This window comes from Paraburkholderia tropica (assembly GCF_014171495.1).
Classification (GTDB): Bacteria; Pseudomonadota; Gammaproteobacteria; order Burkholderiales; family Burkholderiaceae; genus Paraburkholderia; species Paraburkholderia tropica.
This window is the reverse complement of sequence record NZ_CP049135.1, coordinates 989,387-1,007,688: the sequence shown is the minus strand read 5'-3', so window position 1 is coordinate 1,007,688 and position 18,302 is coordinate 989,387. Positions and strand designations below refer to the sequence as shown.

11 protein-coding genes and 1 rRNA gene are annotated in these 18,302 nt (G+C 65.7%); 10 read left to right on the top strand and 2 right to left on the bottom strand.

Going from position 1 to position 18,302, the window contains the following annotated elements; translation table 11 throughout:
- The first annotated feature begins 43 nt into the window (after positions 1-43).
- Together rrf and G5S35_RS19310 are read left to right on the top strand one after the other, a co-directional pair.
- A 5S ribosomal RNA gene (gene rrf / locus G5S35_RS19315) occupies positions 44-157 on the top strand.
- Positions 158-368: 211 nt separating this feature from the next.
- Complete coding sequence (locus G5S35_RS19310; RefSeq protein WP_065057738.1) at positions 369-626, top strand: hypothetical protein; 258 nt, start codon at positions 369-371, stop codon at positions 624-626.
- Positions 627-725: 99 nt separating this feature from the next.
- Here G5S35_RS19310 and G5S35_RS19305 read toward each other — a convergent pair whose 3' ends face one another.
- Entirely contained in the window at positions 726-2,786 is a 2,061-nt protein-coding gene (locus G5S35_RS19305; protein WP_176082067.1) for a glycoside hydrolase family 28 protein, read from the bottom strand.
- A gap of 552 nt (positions 2,787-3,338) precedes the next feature.
- Between G5S35_RS19305 and G5S35_RS19300 the strand changes: the two genes are divergently transcribed.
- The 6 genes from G5S35_RS19300 to G5S35_RS19275 all read left to right on the top strand — a co-directional run bounded on the left by G5S35_RS19300 (position 3,339) and on the right by G5S35_RS19275 (position 14,287).
- Positions 3,339-5,228, top strand: a complete 1,890-nt coding sequence (locus G5S35_RS19300) for a DUF2138 family protein (RefSeq protein ID WP_183038866.1) — start codon at positions 3,339-3,341, stop codon at positions 5,226-5,228.
- The gene (locus tag G5S35_RS19295; RefSeq protein ID WP_065057741.1) at positions 5,225-5,920 is read left to right on the top strand and encodes a DUF1175 domain-containing protein; all 696 of its coding nucleotides are present in this window, start codon (positions 5,225-5,227) and stop codon (positions 5,918-5,920) included. Before G5S35_RS19300 ends, G5S35_RS19295 begins: the two co-directional genes overlap by 4 nt.
- Before the next feature lie 146 nt (positions 5,921-6,066).
- The gene (locus G5S35_RS19290; RefSeq protein WP_237181455.1) at positions 6,067-10,809 is read left to right on the top strand and encodes an alpha-2-macroglobulin family protein; all 4,743 of its coding nucleotides are present in this window, start codon (positions 6,067-6,069) and stop codon (positions 10,807-10,809) included.
- 8 nt (positions 10,810-10,817) lie between these two features.
- Positions 10,818-12,596: a DUF2300 domain-containing protein gene (locus G5S35_RS19285; protein ID WP_420874526.1), complete on the top strand. Its 1,779-nt coding sequence runs from the start codon at positions 10,818-10,820 to the stop codon at positions 12,594-12,596.
- A complete protein-coding gene (locus tag G5S35_RS19280) occupies positions 12,597-13,427 on the top strand; it encodes a YfaP family protein (RefSeq protein WP_373681726.1) in 831 nt (276 codons plus the stop codon).
- A 53-nt stretch (positions 13,428-13,480) separates the two neighbouring features.
- The gene (locus G5S35_RS19275) at positions 13,481-14,287 is read left to right on the top strand and encodes a YfaP family protein (protein ID WP_080180304.1); all 807 of its coding nucleotides are present in this window, start codon (positions 13,481-13,483) and stop codon (positions 14,285-14,287) included.
- 37 nt (positions 14,288-14,324) lie between these two features.
- Here G5S35_RS19275 and G5S35_RS19270 read toward each other — a convergent pair whose 3' ends face one another.
- Complete coding sequence (locus G5S35_RS19270) at positions 14,325-15,158, bottom strand: isocitrate lyase/PEP mutase family protein (RefSeq protein ID WP_124262526.1); 834 nt, start codon at positions 15,156-15,158, stop codon at positions 14,325-14,327.
- A gap of 196 nt (positions 15,159-15,354) precedes the next feature.
- Between G5S35_RS19270 and G5S35_RS19265 the strand changes: the two genes are divergently transcribed.
- Together G5S35_RS19265 and G5S35_RS19260 are read left to right on the top strand one after the other, a co-directional pair.
- Positions 15,355-16,356 (top strand): LacI family DNA-binding transcriptional regulator, encoded by a 1,002-nt coding sequence (locus tag G5S35_RS19265; RefSeq protein WP_065057764.1) that lies wholly within the window; start codon positions 15,355-15,357, stop codon positions 16,354-16,356.
- Positions 16,357-16,509: 153 nt separating this feature from the next.
- Positions 16,510-18,294: an IlvD/Edd family dehydratase gene (locus tag G5S35_RS19260; RefSeq protein ID WP_183038864.1), complete on the top strand. Its 1,785-nt coding sequence runs from the start codon at positions 16,510-16,512 to the stop codon at positions 18,292-18,294.
- The last annotated feature ends 8 nt before the right edge of the window (positions 18,295-18,302 follow it).

The following is an 18,302-nucleotide window of genomic DNA, read 5'->3' as shown; positions in this document are numbered from 1 at the left end:
ATTGGCTGTGGCGCCCCCAAAGGCGACGCAGCAACCCGTCATGCCTGATGACCATAGCGAGTCGGTCCCACCCCTTCCCATCCCGAACAGGACCGTGAAACGACTCTACGCCGATGATAGTGCGGATTGCCCGTGTGAAAGTAGGTAATCGTCAGGCTTCTTATGCAGTACGTCCAGAACCCCGGCTTCTCCAGAAAGAGAGCCGGGGTTCTGGCGTTTGGGCGTGGGAAAAACACCAGCGCCAAAATCCGTCTCGTTCGCAAACCTCGCGGCTTAGCCAGTTTGCTGGCACGATGTTGCACTGCACATTATCATCGTCATACGAACGATGAACGTGCTGTCGATGTCGACAGCGAAGAGAGGGCATCATGGCCGACCTGCTGCTTGGCAATGTAGAAGAAAACATCGCCGACGAAGAGATCAACGCGTTTTTGCAGAAGTACGGTTTCCCGTCCTTCGATCATATTCAGCGCGTGACGGGCACCGGCGCGCATCCCGCCGCGCTGTTGCACTACGCGAGTGCCAGCGAGGAAATACTGCGGACATTGCAGCCTCGCGTGCATCACATCTTCTGGAATAATCGCACCATCACCGCGCAAATCATTCCCACGCGCGAAGTCGATTGAATCCCACTGAATCACTGCCGAATCTCAGCTCCGAATCCCAGCTAATTCGCATGCGCCCGACGCAATGCCGGGCGCAATACTGGCTGCAATCAATCGACGCTATCCCACCAGCGACGTGTTATACGTCGTTCCGCCGATTACGACGTTATTCAACGTAATCGCATTCACGTTGTTCACGTAGATCACCCCCGGATTCGTCGCCGATGTCGTGCCACTACAGACCGGCGTGCCGAGATTGCAGTTCGTGATCGTCACGCCGCTGATCGGCAGCACGGTCGGCGCGGGCGCCGGGCCGTTGTAGTCGGCGGCAACCGGCCCTTGCGCGACGATGGCCTGAAAGCACGAAGCCGTCGTGCCGCTCGAAGTCACGTTGCCCGCCGTCACATTGGAGATGTTGATGTTCTTGACCACCGGCGGGCTGATACGCACGGCATCGCCGGCTGGACTGTAATCGCAATCGAAGGTGATCAAACCGCCCTGCGAGGCCGCCGGATTCGATCCCGCCGAACTCGTGGTCCCCACCGGCACCGACGCGGTAATCGGACTGCCCGCAATCATATTGCTCGCGCCATAACCCTTGCCGACCAGCGTGACGCCGTTGGGCAGCGTCACGCCGTCGATCCACACATCCTGCACCGCGCCGCCACGATTCATATTGGTCTTGATACGAATCGCGATATTCAACGGATTGGTCGCCCAATTCTCATTGAGCATATTCAGATTGCGCGCATAGATGTTCTGGACTCCTGCGCTCATTTCGCTGCCGAGCGTGAGGCCGCCATGCCCGCTATTCATCGTGCAATTCTGGATCACGTGATATTGCGCGGGACCATATTCGATATCCAGCGCCTTGCCCGATTTGATGGCAATGCAGTCGTCGCCGGTATTGAACGTCACGCCATCGGCGAGCACGTAACTGCACGCATCCGGATCGAAGCCGTCGTTGTTCGGGCCGATGCTGTCCGCGAATACGCCCTGAATCACCACGTTCTTGCAATCGGTCGGATGATGCTGCCAGAACGGCGTGTTCTGCGTATGGTAGTTCTGCATCAGCACGTTGGTGCAGCCGATGAATTCCACCATGCATGGGCGCAGATAGTGCCCGTTGCCAAACACGCGCTGCGCGACCGTCACGCCCAGTTCGGCGAGCGCGGGCAGATAGTTCTGATCCTGCGCCCACGAGGTGCCCGTATCGAGCAGCGGCAGCAGGGTGGCGGCCTCGGGATTCGTCATCGCCGAACTGCTCAAGGTGGTGAGCGCGGCATTGTTCGGATTCACATAAGCCTGCGAAGGCGTCGACGAACTCGCGCAGCCATACGCGCCATTCGTGCCCTTGAAGGTCCACCAGCAAAACGACGGCGTCACGCCATTCGCCTGCGCGGGCGTCATCGATTGGCCGTTGAGAATCGAGCTGTCGCCTTCGCCGGTGAGGCCGATATTCTGCTGCTGATACGCGTAAATGGGCGAGCCGAAATTGAGGCAATCGTTGGCCTGCCAGCGCGTCCAGTAGAGATGGCCGTTCGCCGTGGCGTGCGGGCCATCGACGGCGTAATCAGCGGGATTCGGGCTGAAATAGATCGTGCAATTGGCGCTCAGATGAAAATTCACGTTGCTAAGCAGTACGATCGGTCCGCCGCAATACCAGTTGCCCGCGGGCACGACCACGCGGCCGCCGCCCGCTGCATTAGCCGCCACGATCGCCTGGTTGAATGCCGTGCGCGAATCGTACGCCGTACCCGTGATCGACGACGACACCATCTGGTCGGCGCCGGGGCTAGTCGGCGAGGCCGTCTGGCCGAGCCAGGGAATGGCCGGGCTCCAGGCTGTCGCGGCCACGACCTGCGTGGTGAGCGGCTGCGCGCCATAGTTCGTGACCAGATAATCGGTCGACGGGAACAGGGAGAGCGCCACGTGCTGGACTGCGTCGATGATCTGCTGCGCCGCGCCGCCGGTGCCCCAGATCGGATCGACCGATGCAGCCGTGCCGGTGTCCGCGGTGCTCGCTGCGGTCGTCGAGCCGCCGCAGCCGGGCAGCGTGCCCAGCAGGCTTGCGCCCGCCGTGGCGCCCGCGAAAGCCATGAAACTGCGGCGGGCGGGAGAGGCCGGTGCGCCGGATGCGCGCGCCGGGGCGAGGCCGTTTTCGTTGTTCTGCGTTGGCATGGGTCACGCCTCCTGTTTTGTCTCGCTAATGGACTTGGGTGTCTTCTCGTTGTGCTTGAGCCTCGATTCCGACGAGGTTGCCATCGCGGAATCGAGCAGGAATTGTTGTTAGACAAGATGCAAAGTGTCAAGCAACTATCTCCAGGGAATGACCCTGATCGGCTTTTTATGCGATGTTGATTGACGACCTCACGCGTAGCCCCGATGAACGTCGGGCGACCGCGCCGTGGCGCATCCGGGCAATACGGCGGCCGATGCGCATCTGTCCGTATGGGAAATTTCGAATCGCTAATGACGTACATCACAGTGAAATCGAAATCGATTAATCGCTGATTTCTTCTGCTTATTAAATCTGATAAGCGATACGCATAATCCGAATTGTCAAAAATCACAAATTCAACATGCTTTTAAAACAGCTTTCAGTTAATATTCGGCCTGCTGCATAAAGCCGTTTGTGGAAATAGGGAGACGCGCGGCGATTAATTCTCGCCGCCGAGGCTGGCGCAACGGCGCAGGACAAGACCATTATTCAATTTCAGGGCGATTGATCCCATGAAGTTAACGCGCAAAAAGATCGCCATAACGGCCGCGGTTTTAATCGTTGCGCTGGTCGCCATTCAGGCGATCTGGCGGCCATTCGGCGGTAAAGGGGCGTTTCGTTCACACGAAGTCGCGTTCGATATTCGTTATCCCGACGCCATCGTCGACAGCGTGGCGCTTTCCCGCCTGCCGCGCGACATGATTCGCGTGCCTTTGCTGCATAGCCTGCTCACACGCGATTTCGTCGACTACTACGAATCGAATTCCACGCGGCTTTCCGCCGAAGGCGCGGTGCGTCGTCTCGCGTTCGAACACGATCTCGATTGGCGCGATGAACTCATCAAGCGCGTATTCGACGAACCGTCGCGCGTATTGCTGTGGCGTTCGCCCGATGGCCGGCTCGGCTATTGGGTGATGACCATGCGCCGTAACGGCCTCGCGAAGCTGATGCAGGCCATGGCCAATGTCGCCGCGAGCGATACGCAATTGAGCCAGGCCGGCACGCTGTCCGGCGACGTGCCCGTTTACGCGCTCAAGCTCGCGGTCGGCCACACGCTGCTGTTCGCGGCGAAGGGCGACCGGCTTATCGTCATGTCGGAGCCGGGCATGCTGTTCGATGCGGATGGCAAGGCCATCGGCGAACGGTCGAAAGCGCTCGCGCAGATGCTCGACGACGGCGGCGCGGACGCGCTGCGCACCTATCGCCTCGACGACGCCTCGGCCGACGTGAGCGGCCATCGCGTGATCGTCTCGGTCAACTATCTCTCGTTTGGTTATCAGGCCTTTTTCTCGGGCATCAACGCGCTGCGCTTCGACTTCGCCGCCTCGCACGCGGCCGCCAAAAGCGCGCCCGCGAGCGATGCCAACGCCGATGCTGATACCAGCGGCGCATGGAGCACGGCCGCGCTGATCGATCCCGCGCATCTGCCGCAGCACTGGAACAGCGCCGACATCTGGCGCGCCTTGCCCGCGAACGCCGCGGCGTGCGCGAGCCTGCCGGTCGACTGGAACGACGCCGCCGATCTGCTCGGCAAACTGGGCGACGCCGAACAGGGCGCAGCGAAAATCCTGCGCGAGCAGTTCGCCGGTCCGGCGGGCGTGTGCTGGTACGCGAAGTCGACGCTCGTGGCGCCCGTGTTCGTCGCGCGCCTCAAACCGGAGGCCACGCAGGACGCCACGCAACTCGCCGCACTCAAGGGCGCGCTCGCGAGCGTGTTCGGCGACGCGATCGGCGCTTACGAAGCGAAGGCCGGCAACGAAGCGGGTTATCGCCGCTTGCCGGTGCAATCGCGCGACGTGTCCGCGGGCGTCACGCTTTGGACGCGCGCCGTGAGCGCACGTTCGGGCACGGCGCAAAGCGCGGGCTCGCCGTACGCGGCGCAGCTTTCCGCGCCGCGCTACTTCCCGGTGACGCTCGCGCTCGCCCACGGCTATGTGGTGTTTTCGCCCGATGCGCGTCTCGTCGACGACACGCTGGCCGTGCTCGACAAGCGTTATCCCGCGATCGCCGACACGATTGCGCCGCAGCGTCTGTCGAGCACGATGATGTCGGTGACGCCGTCCGCCGCCGCCGCGCTGGTCGAGCGCGAGGCGGGCCGCGCGCTGCCGGCCGATCAGGAAGCGATCTTCCGCAACGCCGCGCGCACGCATCTGCTGCCGAAGCTGCACGCGGTCGCGAGCTATCCTCCGCTCGCGCTGAGTCTGCCCGATTCGCTGCCGTCGTCGCTGGGCTGGGTGCCGGTCGAATGGCACTTCGAGCCGCGAGCAAGCACCGCACCGCGCGGCGACGCGGCGGCGGGGCGTCCGCTCGGCGCCGCGCAAAACGATGCCGGAAGTAGCGCAGACGAAGGCTCCGACAACGCCGCCGATCAACCGGCGCAACCCGGCACGAGCGGCGAATGACGAGCCGCCGCGAGTTCCTCGTGCGCTGCTCGACGGCGAGTGCGACGCTGCTGGCCGCCGCGCTCTCGCAGCCCGCGCACGCACTCATGCCGACTCAGGCCGCGCCCGATCCCGACGCGCTCACGCCCGAGCAGTCGGCCGTGTTCCGCGCGTGGTTCGTGCGCATCGTCGATCAGCAGATGCGCAGCGGGCCCACGCCGCGCTGGACGCAACGCGATTGCGCGGGACTCGTGCGCTTCGCCGCCATGGAAGCGCTGCGCGAGCACGACGCGCGCTGGCTCAAGGCGAACGGCATGAACAGCGTCGCCGACGCGAGCCGCCTGCCGCCCGAGCTGCAACTGAACGAGCAGCAACGCGCGCTCGCGAACCGCTGGACGCGCATCGACGGCAGCGTCGGCGCGTACGCATCGGCCATCGCGCTCGTGCAACGCAACAGCCGTTTCGTTTCGCGCGACGTCAATCAGGCGCTGCCGGGCGATCTGCTGTTCTTCGATCAAGGCGACGACCAGCATCTGATGATCTGGCTCGACCGCTACATCGCTTATCACACGGGCACCGTCACGCCGACCGACAACGGTCTGCGCGCCGTGGCCGTTTCCGACCTGATGCAATGGAAAGATTCCCGCTGGCAGCCGTTCGACGGCAATCCGAATTTCGTCGGTGTGTTTCGTTTCGCGTTTCTGACGCCATGAGTGCCGCCATGCAACGTCTGCTCGCCCGCGTGTTCGCACGCTCTGTGTTTTCCGGTCTTTTCGCGCGCGTTCGCGCTGCGAAATCGGGTGTGAAATCTAACGCGCGATGCGCGTCGCTGATCGCGTTGCTCGCCGTGTGTGTCGGCATGAGCGCGATGCCCGCCTGGGCCGACGACAGCGACGCTGCGAACGCCGCGCAACAGAATATCGACGCGAATCCCACGCTCGGCGCACCCACTTCCAGCGGCTACGACAGTCAGGTCGTGCGCGGCCAGCCGTTCTTCCTGCTGTCCGATGCGAGCTACGGCAGCAATCAGGTGGCGCAGGTGCGTCTGGAAGCGCCGGGCCGCGAATTCCAGTCGGAACTCGAAGCGTATGGCGGCGCGGATGTGGTCGTCTACAAGGTGCCGAAGCCGCTCGAATTCCTCAAGGCGCAGAAGAATCTGCATCGCCTGAATATCAAGCCGAATTATCAGGGCGAAGGCCTCGCGAATACGCTCGCGTATCTGTGGGATCGCTGGGTCAGCGACGCGCGCCGTGCATGGCAACGCGTGTTGTCGTTCGCGACGCGCACGAAGGTGACCGAAGCGAAGCCCGAATTCAAGCTCGGCGATCAGACCGGCGCGCCGACGCATTTCGAGCCGCAGTCGCATTTCGCGCCGCTGCGCGGCTACGATCTCGTCGCGCGCTTCCGCTATCCGATCTGGAATGCGAAGACCATTCAGCCGCCGAAGGGCGTGAATCTCGCGGGGAGCAGCAGCAATTTCATCGAGGCGTCGTCGGGCAACGTGATGATTCCGGTCGGCAAGCTGCCGCCGGGCCTTTATCTCGTCGAGGCGATCATCGGCAATTACCGCGCGCATACGCTGCTGTTCGTGTCCGATACGGTCGCGGTGGTGAAGGCCGCGTCGAGCGGCATGCTGGTGTGGACCGCGCGCCGCGACAACGGCAAGCCCGTGGCCAATACCGATGTGAGCTGGACCGACGGCGTGGGCGTGCTGCAAAGCGGCGCGACGGGCGCGGACGGCGCGCTCGTGCTCCAGCACGTTTCGCCGGAGCGCAGCTATGTGATCGGCAGCGATCCGCAAGGCGGCGTGTTCGTATCGGAAAACTTCTATTACGACAGCGAGATCTACAACACCAAGATCTACGCGGTCACCGACCGTCCGCTTTATCGCCCCGGCGACGCCGTGCATGTGAAGTTCATCGGCCGCACGTTCCAGAGCGCGAATCAGTCGACGCCCGCCGCGCCCGCGCAGCTCAAGCTCGACGTGCTCGATCCGAACGGCGCGCCCATCGCCACGCGCAACGTGGATTTCGCCTCGGAAACGGGCGGCGAAGCCACGTTCACGCTGCCGTCCACGGCGCAAGGCGGCGGCTACACGCTGCGCTTCGACTACAACGGCGACAGCTACGGCGGCGCGTTCCGCGTGGCTGAATACGTGAAGCCGCACTTCGACGTCAACCTCACGATGGACAAGCCGGACTACGCGACCGGCGACACGCCCAAGGGCAAGATTTCGCTGCGCTATCCGGATGGTAAGCCGGTGAAGAACGGCAAGGTGTCGGTGACGCTGCGCGCGCAGAAAGTGGCGATCGTCGACGGCGAATTGCGTTACGCCGGTCTCTTTCCGGTGAAGCTCGAACAGCAGGAACTGGAAACCGACAGCAACGGCGACGTCACGCTCACGCTGCCCGCCGCGAAGGATCCGAGCCGCTACGCTTTGACGCTGTTCGCGCAGGACGGCGCCGCGTATCGCGTGCGTGTGACGCGCGAAGTGCTGATCGCGCGCGGCGCGACGCCTTATCGCCTGACCACGGCGAAGTCGTTTTCGCAGCCGCACGAGCGGGTGACGTTCACGCTTGCGGCGCTCGCGAATTCCAACACCAACGCCAACGCCAACGCCAACGCCAACGCCAACGCCACCGCCACCGCCACCGCGCACAAGCCCGCGAAGTGGGAATGGCTGCGCCTCGAATCGCAGACCAAGGCGGAGGGCACGCTGCCCGCCGCCGGCGCCGAGGGCCGCGTGAGCTTCCCGCTCGAATTCGCCGAGCCCGGTTCGTACATGCTTTCCGTGAAGGACGACGCGGGCAATCTGCTCGCGGCGTCGAGCCATTGGGTCGCGGGCGACGGCCTCAAGGCGATTCCGGGCAGCGTCGAGATCGTGTTCGATCGTGACCGCTATCGCATCGGCGATACGGCGGAGGCGCTCATCACGTTCCCCTACGCCGTCGACGACGCATTGCTCACGCTCGAACGTGACAGCGTCGAAGCGCGCGCGCTGCTTTCGGCCGGCGCCGACTGGCTGAGCCTCACGCGCGTCGCGCCGACGCAATGGAAGGCGCGCATCAAGGTCGGTCCCGAGTTCGCGCCGAACATAACGTTCTCGGTGCTCTACGTGCACGACGGCGAATACGTGTTCCAGAACGCGGGCATCGTGGTCGCCAAGCCGTCGATCGACCTCGCGGTGAAGAGCGACAAACCGGTCTATGCGCCGGGCGAAACCGTCACGCTCGATCTCGGCAGCACGCTGGGCGGCAAGCCGCTGCCCGCGCATCTGACCGTGAGCGTGGTCGACGAAATGGTCTACGTACTGCAGCCGGAAATCGCACCAGATATCGTCGACTTCTTCTATCATCCGCGCCGTAATAACGTGCGCACGACCTCGAGTCTTTCGTTCATCACCTACGACCTCGCGGTGTCGGCGATGCGCGGCGCGCCTGGCGGTCCGCAGCGCGGTCAATACAACGAGCGCGGCGTGAAGGTGCTCGAACGCCCGCGTCGCGACGATATCGACACGGCCGCGTGGCAAGGCGATCTGCAAACCGACGCGAACGGTCACGCGCGCATGACGTTCAAGATGCCCGACGCGCTCGCGCGCTGGCGCATCACCGTGCGCGCGATTGCCGCCGATGGCACCGTGGGGCAGCGCACCGCGTACGTGCGCTCGGACAAGGCGCTCTATCTGAAGTGGAGCGGCCCCGCGAGTTTCCGCAGCGGCGATCAGCCGGTGATCGACATGCTCGCGTTCAATCAGGGCAACGCCGACGTCGACGCGCAATGGACCGTGAACGGCGCGGGGCTCGCGCTCGATCGCAAGGTCACGCTCAAGCCTGGCGCGAACTATCTGGCGCTGCCGCGCACGACGCTTACGCCGGGTCTCGTCGATGCGAGCCTGAGCGTGAACGGCAAGCCGGTCGATCGCCTGCAGACCTCGGTGAAGCTGGGCGCGCCGGGTTGGCTCGATCTGCGCGAGGTGCCGGTCACGCTCGACACGAATCCGAAACCGCTCGCGCTCGCACCCGACGCGCAGGACGTGCGCGTGCGTCTCGTCTCGAACGGCACGAGCCAGTTCGCACGCGTCGCCGACGATCTCATCGAGTATCCGTACGGTTGCGCCGAACAAACGTCGAGCCGCCTGATTCCGCTCGCGCTCGCACACGATGCGCTTGGTCGCGACGCCGATGGCGCGAGTCCGCAGAGCGCCACGCAGGGTATCGAAGCGCGTCTGCGCAATCAACGTCAGCGCCTCGCGCAACTCGCGGGCATCAACGGCGCGTTCGGCTGGTGGGGCGACACCACGGGCGGCAGCGCGTTCATCACGGCGTACGCGTATTACGCGGATTGGCTCGCGAGCCGCAGCGTCGGCATCACGCTGCCGGACAGCAACTGGCAGCACGCGCTCGACGTCTATCGCGACAACGGCGCGAAGGAGCCGCTGCTGCATCGCGCGCTCGCGCTCTGGCTGTTGCAGCAGATGGGGCAGCCGGTCGCGACGCCGGTCGCGGGCGTCGCGGGACAGCTTGCGCAACAGGCCTCGTCGATGTTCGATCAGGATGCCAAACGATCGGCGAACGCGGCCTATGCGCCCGAAGACAGCCTCGTGTTCGCCGCGCCCGATTCGGCGCGCGGTCTGCAGGCGGCCGTGGTGTTGACGGCCTACACGGCGCGCGTCACCAACGCGAGCTTGCCCGAAGGTTTCGACACGCTCGCCGCGCGCGCCCGCGCCTCGTTGATGGACAACCCGACGCCGCTGATCCAGAGTCTGCTGGCGATGGCCGGCGACGCGGGCACGCCGGTCGATGCGAACGCCGTACTTCAGCGTAGCAGCGCGACCTATCCGACCGTCGATCGCGCGCTCACGCTGCTGTGGCTGCGCAAGGCGATGGCCGGTTCGCGCGTCGGCGACACGCAGCAGCCGTTGCCGACGCTGCAAGGCAGCGGCTGGAGCCGCACGACCACGCCCACGGGCGCGAGCGTCTGGAACTGGACGGGCGCGGCGCTGCCGGTTTCGCTCGATGTCGGCGGCGCGCGGCCGGACGCGACGGCGCTCGTGTCGTATCGCAGCCGCGCGGCGCAGGCGAGCCGCTTGGCGGTGAAGCTTGAACGCACGCTGTATCGACTCGATCCGATCAAGCCGACGAGCGACGCTGAGAAAGAAGCGGGTCACTTCACGTTCGCCGCGCATCGCGTGAAATCGGGCGACGCGATCGACAGCAACGCGCTTTACGTCGACGAAGTCACGCTCACGCCGCAAGGCAACGGCGCGCTGCATTACGGTCTGCTCGACGTGCCGCTGCCGCCGGGCGGCTCGGTGGAAGCGACGAGCTGGGGCGTGAGCATCGATGGTCTGCCGGGTCCGGGCGAGGGCGGCAGCGGTCCGCAGCCGTTCGCGCGCGCGGCGACCTACGAAATGGGCGATCTCAGTTATCACCAGCCGGTGCCGTTGCTCGACAAGCCGGTTGCGCTGCGTCAGCTCGTGCGCTTCGCGTTGCCGGGCACGTTCACGCTGCCGCCCGCGCGCTACTTCCGCATGTATCAGCCCGAGCAGAAGGCGTACGAAGGCGGCCGCAGCGACCGTATGGTCACGCTGCGCGTCGAGTGAGGCGTCAGGTGAAAGCGCGTATCGTCGGCTGGAGCGCGGCACTCGCGCTCACGCTTGCGGCCTGTGCGCCGCAAGCGGCGCTGGCAGAGAACGTTGCGAACGCATCGAACGCCGCGAGCAAGACAAGCGATGCGAAGTCGAGCACGACGGCGAGCACGAGCGGATCGGCGCTGCGATTCGCATGGCAGCGCGACGGCACAGGCGCGCGCCTGTGGACGCTCGATCCCGCCAGCGACACCGCCGCGCAAGGCTCTGGCGAGCCGCTGCCGGCCACGCTCGAAACGCCGCTCGGCAGCGTCTGGAAACTGTTCGTCTACGCCTATCTCGTCGACCGCCGGATCGCCGCGCCCGATTACCAGTGCGACGGCCACGACCGCGAAGAGGTCTACTGCTGCATGACCGGCGGCCACATCGACCGCGATCGCGCGCTCGTGCAATCGTGCGGCCTGTTCTTCGAGCCGCGTCGTCTCGAACTCGATCCGGCGGGCTGGCGCCAGTACTGGCGCGCGCGCAAGGCGCCCGCGTGGCTGCTCGATCTTTACGCGCTGCGGCCCGACCGCCGCGTGCGCGTCAGCGAGCTGCTCGCCGCGCTCCAGGCCGTGCCTGCGCGGGCACGCGACGACACAGCGAGCACGCTCGTTTCGGTGGTGACGAGCGGACGCGGCGAAGGCACGGTCTCGCTCTACGGCAGTCTTCTGCGCGCGAAAACCTGGACGATGCCCGATCCGGCGAATCCGGGCGGCTACGAGGGCGGCGCGGCGGGTTGGCTCGCGGACGGCACGCCGGTCTGGCTCGGCGGACGCGGTGGCAGCGTGCGCGTTCTGGCGGCCGCCGCGCCGCGCATCGCGCCGCTGATCGCGCAAAGCGCGGTGCCGGACGATCGCGCGTGCGTGGTTGTCGACATGTTTTCCAGGTATCCGATCCGCAACGTGTTCGCGACGCGCGCGGGCGGACGCCCCGTGCAACCGGGCCTGCTCGACGGCGCATATAACGTGAGCTTCGAAAACGGCAACACGCTGCCGATCGAAAGCCACGGCGAACTGCTGCTCGATCGCGACGACACCGGCAAGCCGCGCATCGTCGGGCGCTTCGGCATGAACGACTACGTGGCGCGCGTGGTGGAGCGCGAAGGCGACACGGCGGAGCCGCAAGCGGCGCGCGCGCTGGCCGTGGCCGCGCGCAGCTATCTCGTGCAGCACGCGGGCCGCGACCGCGGCTGTTATCGCATCGACGACAGCAGCCGCACGCAACGCGTCTTGCCGCGTGCGCCGCGCGTCGCGTCGCGCAACGCCGCCGATTTCACCGACGGCCTGGTGCTCGCGGGCGTGCCCGTGCAGTTCCATCACGACAAGGCCGCGCCGGGTCTGATGAGCTGGCTCGACGCGCGCGCGGCGGCGCAACGCGGCCAGAGTTTCGACGCGATTCTCGCGCGCACGTGGCCCGAAGCCACGCTCACGTCGTTCGCGAGTCCGCTCGCGGGCGACTGCGAACCGGTGATGGGCGCGCGCGACTGGCTGCGTCGCGAAACGCCGAAATGGGACCGTCGGCTCGCGGGCGAAGCCGGCTATGAGGAGCCGGAGATTCCGGCGGTCTGCGAAGTGGTCTCGGGACGACCGTATGCGGATGCGGGCCGCAATCGCGTCTATATCCGCCGCCTGAGTTCCGACGACGATCGCATCGCGCTTGCGCACGAATATCTGCATCTCGCGTTCGCGCATCATCCGCGCGGGCAGGACGAGACGTTTATCGAGCAGACCGCGCGCAAGCTGATACTCACGGGAAGTTGAATGACGACGACATCGTTCGCGCGAACCTTTATGGCCGCTGTCGCGAGCGGCGCGCTGGCGCTCGCGGCCACGCACGCGCACGCCGACGAAACCGGCACGCTCGCGCGTCTGACCGGCGCGTTCAACGGCTGGCGTCACAGCGGCCTCACGAACGAAGGCGAGCAGTATGTGGCGGCGTATCCGCGCCCGCCCGTCGATCGCGGCGCGCAGCGCTTTCGCACGCTGATCGAAGGGCAGTTGAAGCACGTCGATCCGCACGCGCGCCGTCCGCCCACGCTGGTGGTGAACGGCAATCCCACGCCGCTTTATACCGATGAACAAGGCTTTTTCGCGCGTCCCTGGGCATTTGGCGCGGGCTCGAACAGCATCGAAATCATTTCCGCCGATGGCACGAAGCACCAGCGCATGCAGTTCTACGAAGCGGATCGCAACAAGCCGCAAGCGAAGCTGCGCGCGATCGTGACGTGGGACGATCCGCATGCGCAGGTCGATCTGCATGTGATTACGCCGGAGGGACTGCACGCGTTCTTCGCGAATCCCACGCTGGAAGACGGCAGCGGTTTCGACGTGGATTCCGTCGACGGCGCGGGGCCGGGGATCTTTTCGTCGGCGGCGCCCGAGCACGGCACCTGGCTTTTCTTCCTCAACTATTGGGGCAATTTCGATTCGACGGGCTACAACTTCGATCCCGGCGCGCACGATCGCGACGTGATCACTGCCACGCTCACGCTCGTCTTCAACGAGAACACGCCGAACGAGCGCCGCGAAACGCGCGTCGTGCCGCTGCGCAAGATCGGCGACCTCGTGCTCGTGAAAAGCGAGCGGCTGTGACCATACCTGAAGCGACGGCATCCATGATCGACACGACCCCTCAGCGAACTCCCATGAATTCGAACCGGCTCCATCGTCGTTTGACTCGCGGCTGGCAAGCGCTCGCCGCGCTCGCACTGGGCGCCGCCGCGTGCGCCGCGCAGGCCGACACCATCGACTTCAGCGCGCCGCTGAACGGCTGGCGCAATTCGGCCGGCGACGAAGCGCGTTATACGCAGGACGTGCACTATCCCGCGGTGGGCGTGAGCACGCCGGAAGGGCAGTCGGTCAATGCGTTGATCGCGGGGCATATCAAGGCCGCGCCCAAGGCGAAGTCGGGCACCTCGGTCGGCACGCTCGTCGTGAACGGCACGCCGATGCCGCAGCGCATCGAAGAGGACGGCAGTTTCTCGCGGCCGTTCGCGTTCGGCGCGGGCAGTAACAGCGTGGAAGTGCGCAGCGCGGACGGCACGAAAAAGCGCGTGCAGTTCTACGACGCGTATGCGGGCAAGACGCACGCGCGTCTGCGCATCGTGCTCGCGTGGGACACCGACGGCACCGACCTCGACCTGCACGTGGTGTCGCCGGACGGCGTCCATACGTTTTACGCCGACCGCGTTGCGCCGAACGGCGGCGCGCTCGACGTCGACGTGACGACGGGCTACGGTCCGGAGATCTATTCGAGCGCCGCGCCGCTGCACGGCACGTATCTCGTCTACGTGAATTACTACGGCAGCGGCAACAGCGGCAGCGACATGACGGTCGCGCAGATCACCATCATCACCAACGAAGATACGCCGAACGAAAAGAGCGAAACGATCCGCGTGCCGATGCGCGCGGCGGGCGAGCTTACGCTCGTCAAACGTTTCGTGATGCCGTGATTCGGTCGAATCACGGCAATTTCCATACCGTCGAAAATCAGTTCGGATCGCTGAATAAATCGTTGAGCTGATTGCCGGGCGCGTTATCGATGAAGCCGTCGAAGCGCCCTTCGAGCAAGGTCTGCGTGGCGCGCATGAAGCCGCCCCACGCCGAGCGCGCCAGCGCGCCGCCCACGCTCACCCGGCGCACGCCCATCTCCGCCAGATCCTGCAGCGTCCATTCCGACACCGAGCCGATCAGCACGTTCACGGGCTTCGGCGCGACCGCCGTCACGACCGCCACGATTTCCTCGCGCGTGCGAATGCCGGGCGCGTAGAGGCAATCGGCGCCCGCCTGCGCATAGGCCTTGAGACGCGCGACCGTATCCGCCAGATCGCGCTCGCCCGTGAGAAAGTTTTCGGCCCGGCCGACGAGCAGCGTGTCGCCGCCGCGTTCGTCGATGGCGCGGCGCGCGGCGCGAATGCGTTCGACAGCCACGTCGATCGCGAACAGCGGCGCGTCGGGGTGGCCCGTCGCATCTTCGATCGAGAGACCGGCCACGCCTGCGTCGACGGCAAGGCCGACGCTTTGCGCGACCTCCTCTGCGTCGCTGCCGAAGCCGTTTTCGAAGTCCGCGTTGATCGGCAGATCGGTGGTCGCAACCATCTCGCGCAGGTGCGCGATCACGGCGTCGCGCGGCAGCCCATTGTCGGCGTGCGCGCGCGACCACGCGAAGCCCGAACTCGTCGTGGCCAGCGCCTTGAAGCCGACGCTTTCCAGATAGCGGGCGCTGCCCGGATTCCACGGATTCGGCAGCAGAAAGCAGCCGGATTCGTGCAGGGCGCGAAAGGCGGCGCGCTTGTCCGCGATGCTGCGAGGCGAAGAGGGCATGACGTATCTCCAGGTTTGGACGCGCTGGCGCGTGGGCATCAGCGGCAAAAACGGAAACGCAACAGCAAGACGAAAGCGGACATTCGAAGCGATCCTCGAGGACGCCCGCGCCGCTGCCGCTATCATATGCGCTGTTTTCTCTTTGCTCAGCACGACGATGGCCAAAACGCCCGCCTCGAAAACCACGCCGCCGCGCATGTCCGATGTCGCTCAACTCGCGGGCGTATCGAAGATGACGGTTTCCCGCGTGCTGGCCGGGCGCAGCGCGTCGGAATCCACGCGCGCGCGCGTGCAGCGCGCCATCGACGAACTCGGTTATGTGGCCGATGCGGCGGCCGGCGCGCTGTCTTCGGGACGCTCGTCGTTCGTCGCGGTGCTGGTGCCGTCGCTGTCGAGCTCGAACTTCTCCGACACGGTGAGCGGCCTGACCGCCGTGCTCGAACCGCGCGGGCTCGAATTGCTGATCGGCGACACCGATTATTCATTCGATCGCGAAGAGCGTCTCGTGCGCCAGATGCTGCGGCATCAGCCGCGCTGCATCGCGCTTACCGGTTCGCAGCACACCGAGGCCACGCGCGCGCTGTTGCAGCGTTCGGGCGTGCCGGTGGTCGAAATGTGGGATTTGCCCGCCGAGCCGATCGACATGTCGGTAGGATTTTCCAACGTTGCCGCCGCGCGTGAGATGGTGCGCCATCTCGCGGGCAAGGGGTATCGGCGCATCGGCTTTCTGGGCGGCGCGAGTGAGCTGGACCGGCGCGGCCTCGACCGCCTGAAGGGCTATCAGATGGAGTTGAAGGCGCTCGGGCTCGGCGCGCCGCGCGCCGTGCGTCTCGGCGATTCGCCCATCACGATGAGTCACGGCGGCCCGGCGATGGCCGAACTGCTCGCACGCTGGCCCGACACGCAGGCGGTGATGTGCGTGAGCGACATGTCCGCGTTCGGCGCGATCATGGAGTGTCAGCGGCGCGGCATGCGGGTGCCGAAGGACATCGCCGTGGCCGGCTTCGGCAACTTTGAAATCGCGAGCTGCTGTCATCCGACCATCACCACGGTTTCCGTCGACGCTTATGGCATCGGGCAGCGCACCGGCGAAGCGATGCTCGGCGCGCTCGCCGCCGAGGAGAGCGAGCACGCGGGCGCGCGCCGCGCCGTGAAGACGCGCATCCACTACGCCGTCGTGCCGCGCGAAAGCGCCTGACTCCACCTGGTCTGGCCTGCCGTAATTGCCCTGGCTGCATCGCGCCGAAGCATCGTGCTAACATTGAAATGTTATCGGTAACACGGCATCGGAAAAACGACCGTGCGCTGCGTGCCGCCCGCACTCCGCCCGCACTCAATGGAGACAGACACCATGGCTCAGTCGCCTTCGCGCCGCCTGCGCAGTCAGGAGTGGTTCGACGATCCTGCGCACGCGGACATGACCGCGCTCTACGTCGAGCGCTTCATGAATTACGGCCTCACGCGCGAGGAGTTGCAGTCGGGCAGGCCGATCATCGGCATCGCGCAGACGGGCAGCGATCTCGCGCCGTGCAATCGCCATCACATTGCGCTGGCCGAACGCGTGAAGGCGGGCATTCGCGACGCGGGCGGCATTCCGATGGAGTTTCCCGTGCATCCGCTCGCGGAGCAGAGCCGCCGCCCGACGGCGGCGCTCGACCGCAATCTCGCGTATCTCGGACTCGTTGAAATCCTGCATGGCTTTCCGCTCGATGGCGTGGTGCTCACGACCGGCTGCGACAAGACCACGCCCGCGTGCCTGATGGCGGCGGCCACGGTCGATCTGCCCGCGATCGTGCTGTCGGGCGGCCCGATGCTCGACGGCTGGTACGAAGGCAAGCGCGTGGGTTCGGGCACCGTGATCTGGCACGCGCGCAATCTGCTGGCGACGGGCGAGATCGACTACGAAGGTTTCATGGCGCTCACCACGGCGTCGTCGCCGTCGATCGGCCACTGCAACACGATGGGCACCGCGCTGTCGATGAACTGTCTGGCCGAAGCGCTCGGCATGTCGCTGCCCGGTTGCGCGAGCATTCCCGCCGCGTATCGCGAGCGCGGGCAGATGGCGTACACCACGGGCAAGCGCGCCGTCGATCTCGTGCGCGAGGACGTGCGACCGTCGACGGTCATGACGCGCGCAGCGTTCGAAAACGCGATTGTCGTGGCGTCGGCGCTCGGTGCGTCGACGAATTGCCCGCCGCATCTGATCGCGATTGCGCGTCACATGGGCATCGATCTCACGCTCGAAGACTGGCAGCGTTTCGGCGAGCAGGTGCCGCTGCTCGCGAACACCATGCCGGCGGGCGAATATCTGGGCGAGAGTTTCCATCGCGCGGGCGGCGTGCCGACCGTGCTGCGCGAACTCGATCGCGCGGGGCTGCTGCATGGCGAGTGCCGGACGGTGTCGGGACGTACGATCGGCGAGATCGCGGACGGCGCTCAGGCCGCCGATTGCGACGTGATCCACACCAGCGAAGCGCCGCTCAAACACGGCGCGGGCTTTATCGTGCTCTCCGGCAATTTCTTCGACAGCGCGATCATGAAGATGTCGGTGGTCGGCGAGGCCTTCCGGCAGACCTATCTGAGCGAGCCGGGCGCGGAAAACGTCTTCGAGGCGCGCGCGATCGTGTTCGACGGACCCGAGGATTATCGGGCGCGCATCAACGATCCATCGCTGAAGATCGACGAGCGTTGCATGCTGGTGATTCGCGGTTGCGGCACGGTGGGTTATCCGGGCAGCGCCGAAGTCGTGAACATGGCGCCGCCCGCCGAACTTGTCAAACGCGGCGTGACGTCGTTGCCTTGCATGGGCGACGGGCGGCAGAGCGGTACATCGGCGAGTCCGTCGATCCTGAACATGTCGCCGGAAGCGGCGGTGGGCGGCGGTCTCTCGCTGCTGCGCACGGACGATCGCATCAAGGTCGATCTGAACGCGCGGCGTGTGGAACTCCTGATCGACGCGCAGGAACTCGAACGCCGCCGCGCCGACGCCGAATTTCACGCGCCGCCTTCGCAGACGCCCTGGCAGGAGCTGTATCGGCAGACGGTCGGCCAGCTTTCGACAGGCGGATGCCTCGAACCCGCCACCTTGTATCTGCGTGTGATTGCGGAGCGTGGCGAGCCGCGGCATTCGCACTGACGCGGCAG

What these genes read in the sequence shown, in the direction of transcription:
- G5S35_RS19310 (WP_065057738.1), top strand. Translation starts at nt 369, where the DNA reads ATGGCCGACCTGCTGCTTGGCAATGTAGAAGAAAACATCGCCGACGAA.
- G5S35_RS19305 (WP_176082067.1), bottom strand. Translation starts at nt 2,786, where the DNA reads ATGCCAACGCAGAACAACGAAAACGGCCTCGCCCCGGCGCGCGCATCC.
- G5S35_RS19300 (WP_183038866.1), top strand. Translation starts at nt 3,339, where the DNA reads ATGAAGTTAACGCGCAAAAAGATCGCCATAACGGCCGCGGTTTTAATC.
- G5S35_RS19295 (WP_065057741.1), top strand. Translation starts at nt 5,225, where the DNA reads ATGACGAGCCGCCGCGAGTTCCTCGTGCGCTGCTCGACGGCGAGTGCG.
- G5S35_RS19290 (WP_237181455.1), top strand. Translation starts at nt 6,067, where the DNA reads ATGAGCGCGATGCCCGCCTGGGCCGACGACAGCGACGCTGCGAACGCC.
- G5S35_RS19280 (WP_373681726.1), top strand. Translation starts at nt 12,597, where the DNA reads ATGACGACGACATCGTTCGCGCGAACCTTTATGGCCGCTGTCGCGAGC.
- G5S35_RS19275 (WP_080180304.1), top strand. Translation starts at nt 13,481, where the DNA reads ATGAATTCGAACCGGCTCCATCGTCGTTTGACTCGCGGCTGGCAAGCG.
- G5S35_RS19270 (WP_124262526.1), bottom strand. Translation starts at nt 15,158, where the DNA reads ATGCCCTCTTCGCCTCGCAGCATCGCGGACAAGCGCGCCGCCTTTCGC.
- G5S35_RS19265 (WP_065057764.1), top strand. Translation starts at nt 15,355, where the DNA reads ATGTCCGATGTCGCTCAACTCGCGGGCGTATCGAAGATGACGGTTTCC.
- G5S35_RS19260 (WP_183038864.1), top strand. Translation starts at nt 16,510, where the DNA reads ATGGCTCAGTCGCCTTCGCGCCGCCTGCGCAGTCAGGAGTGGTTCGAC.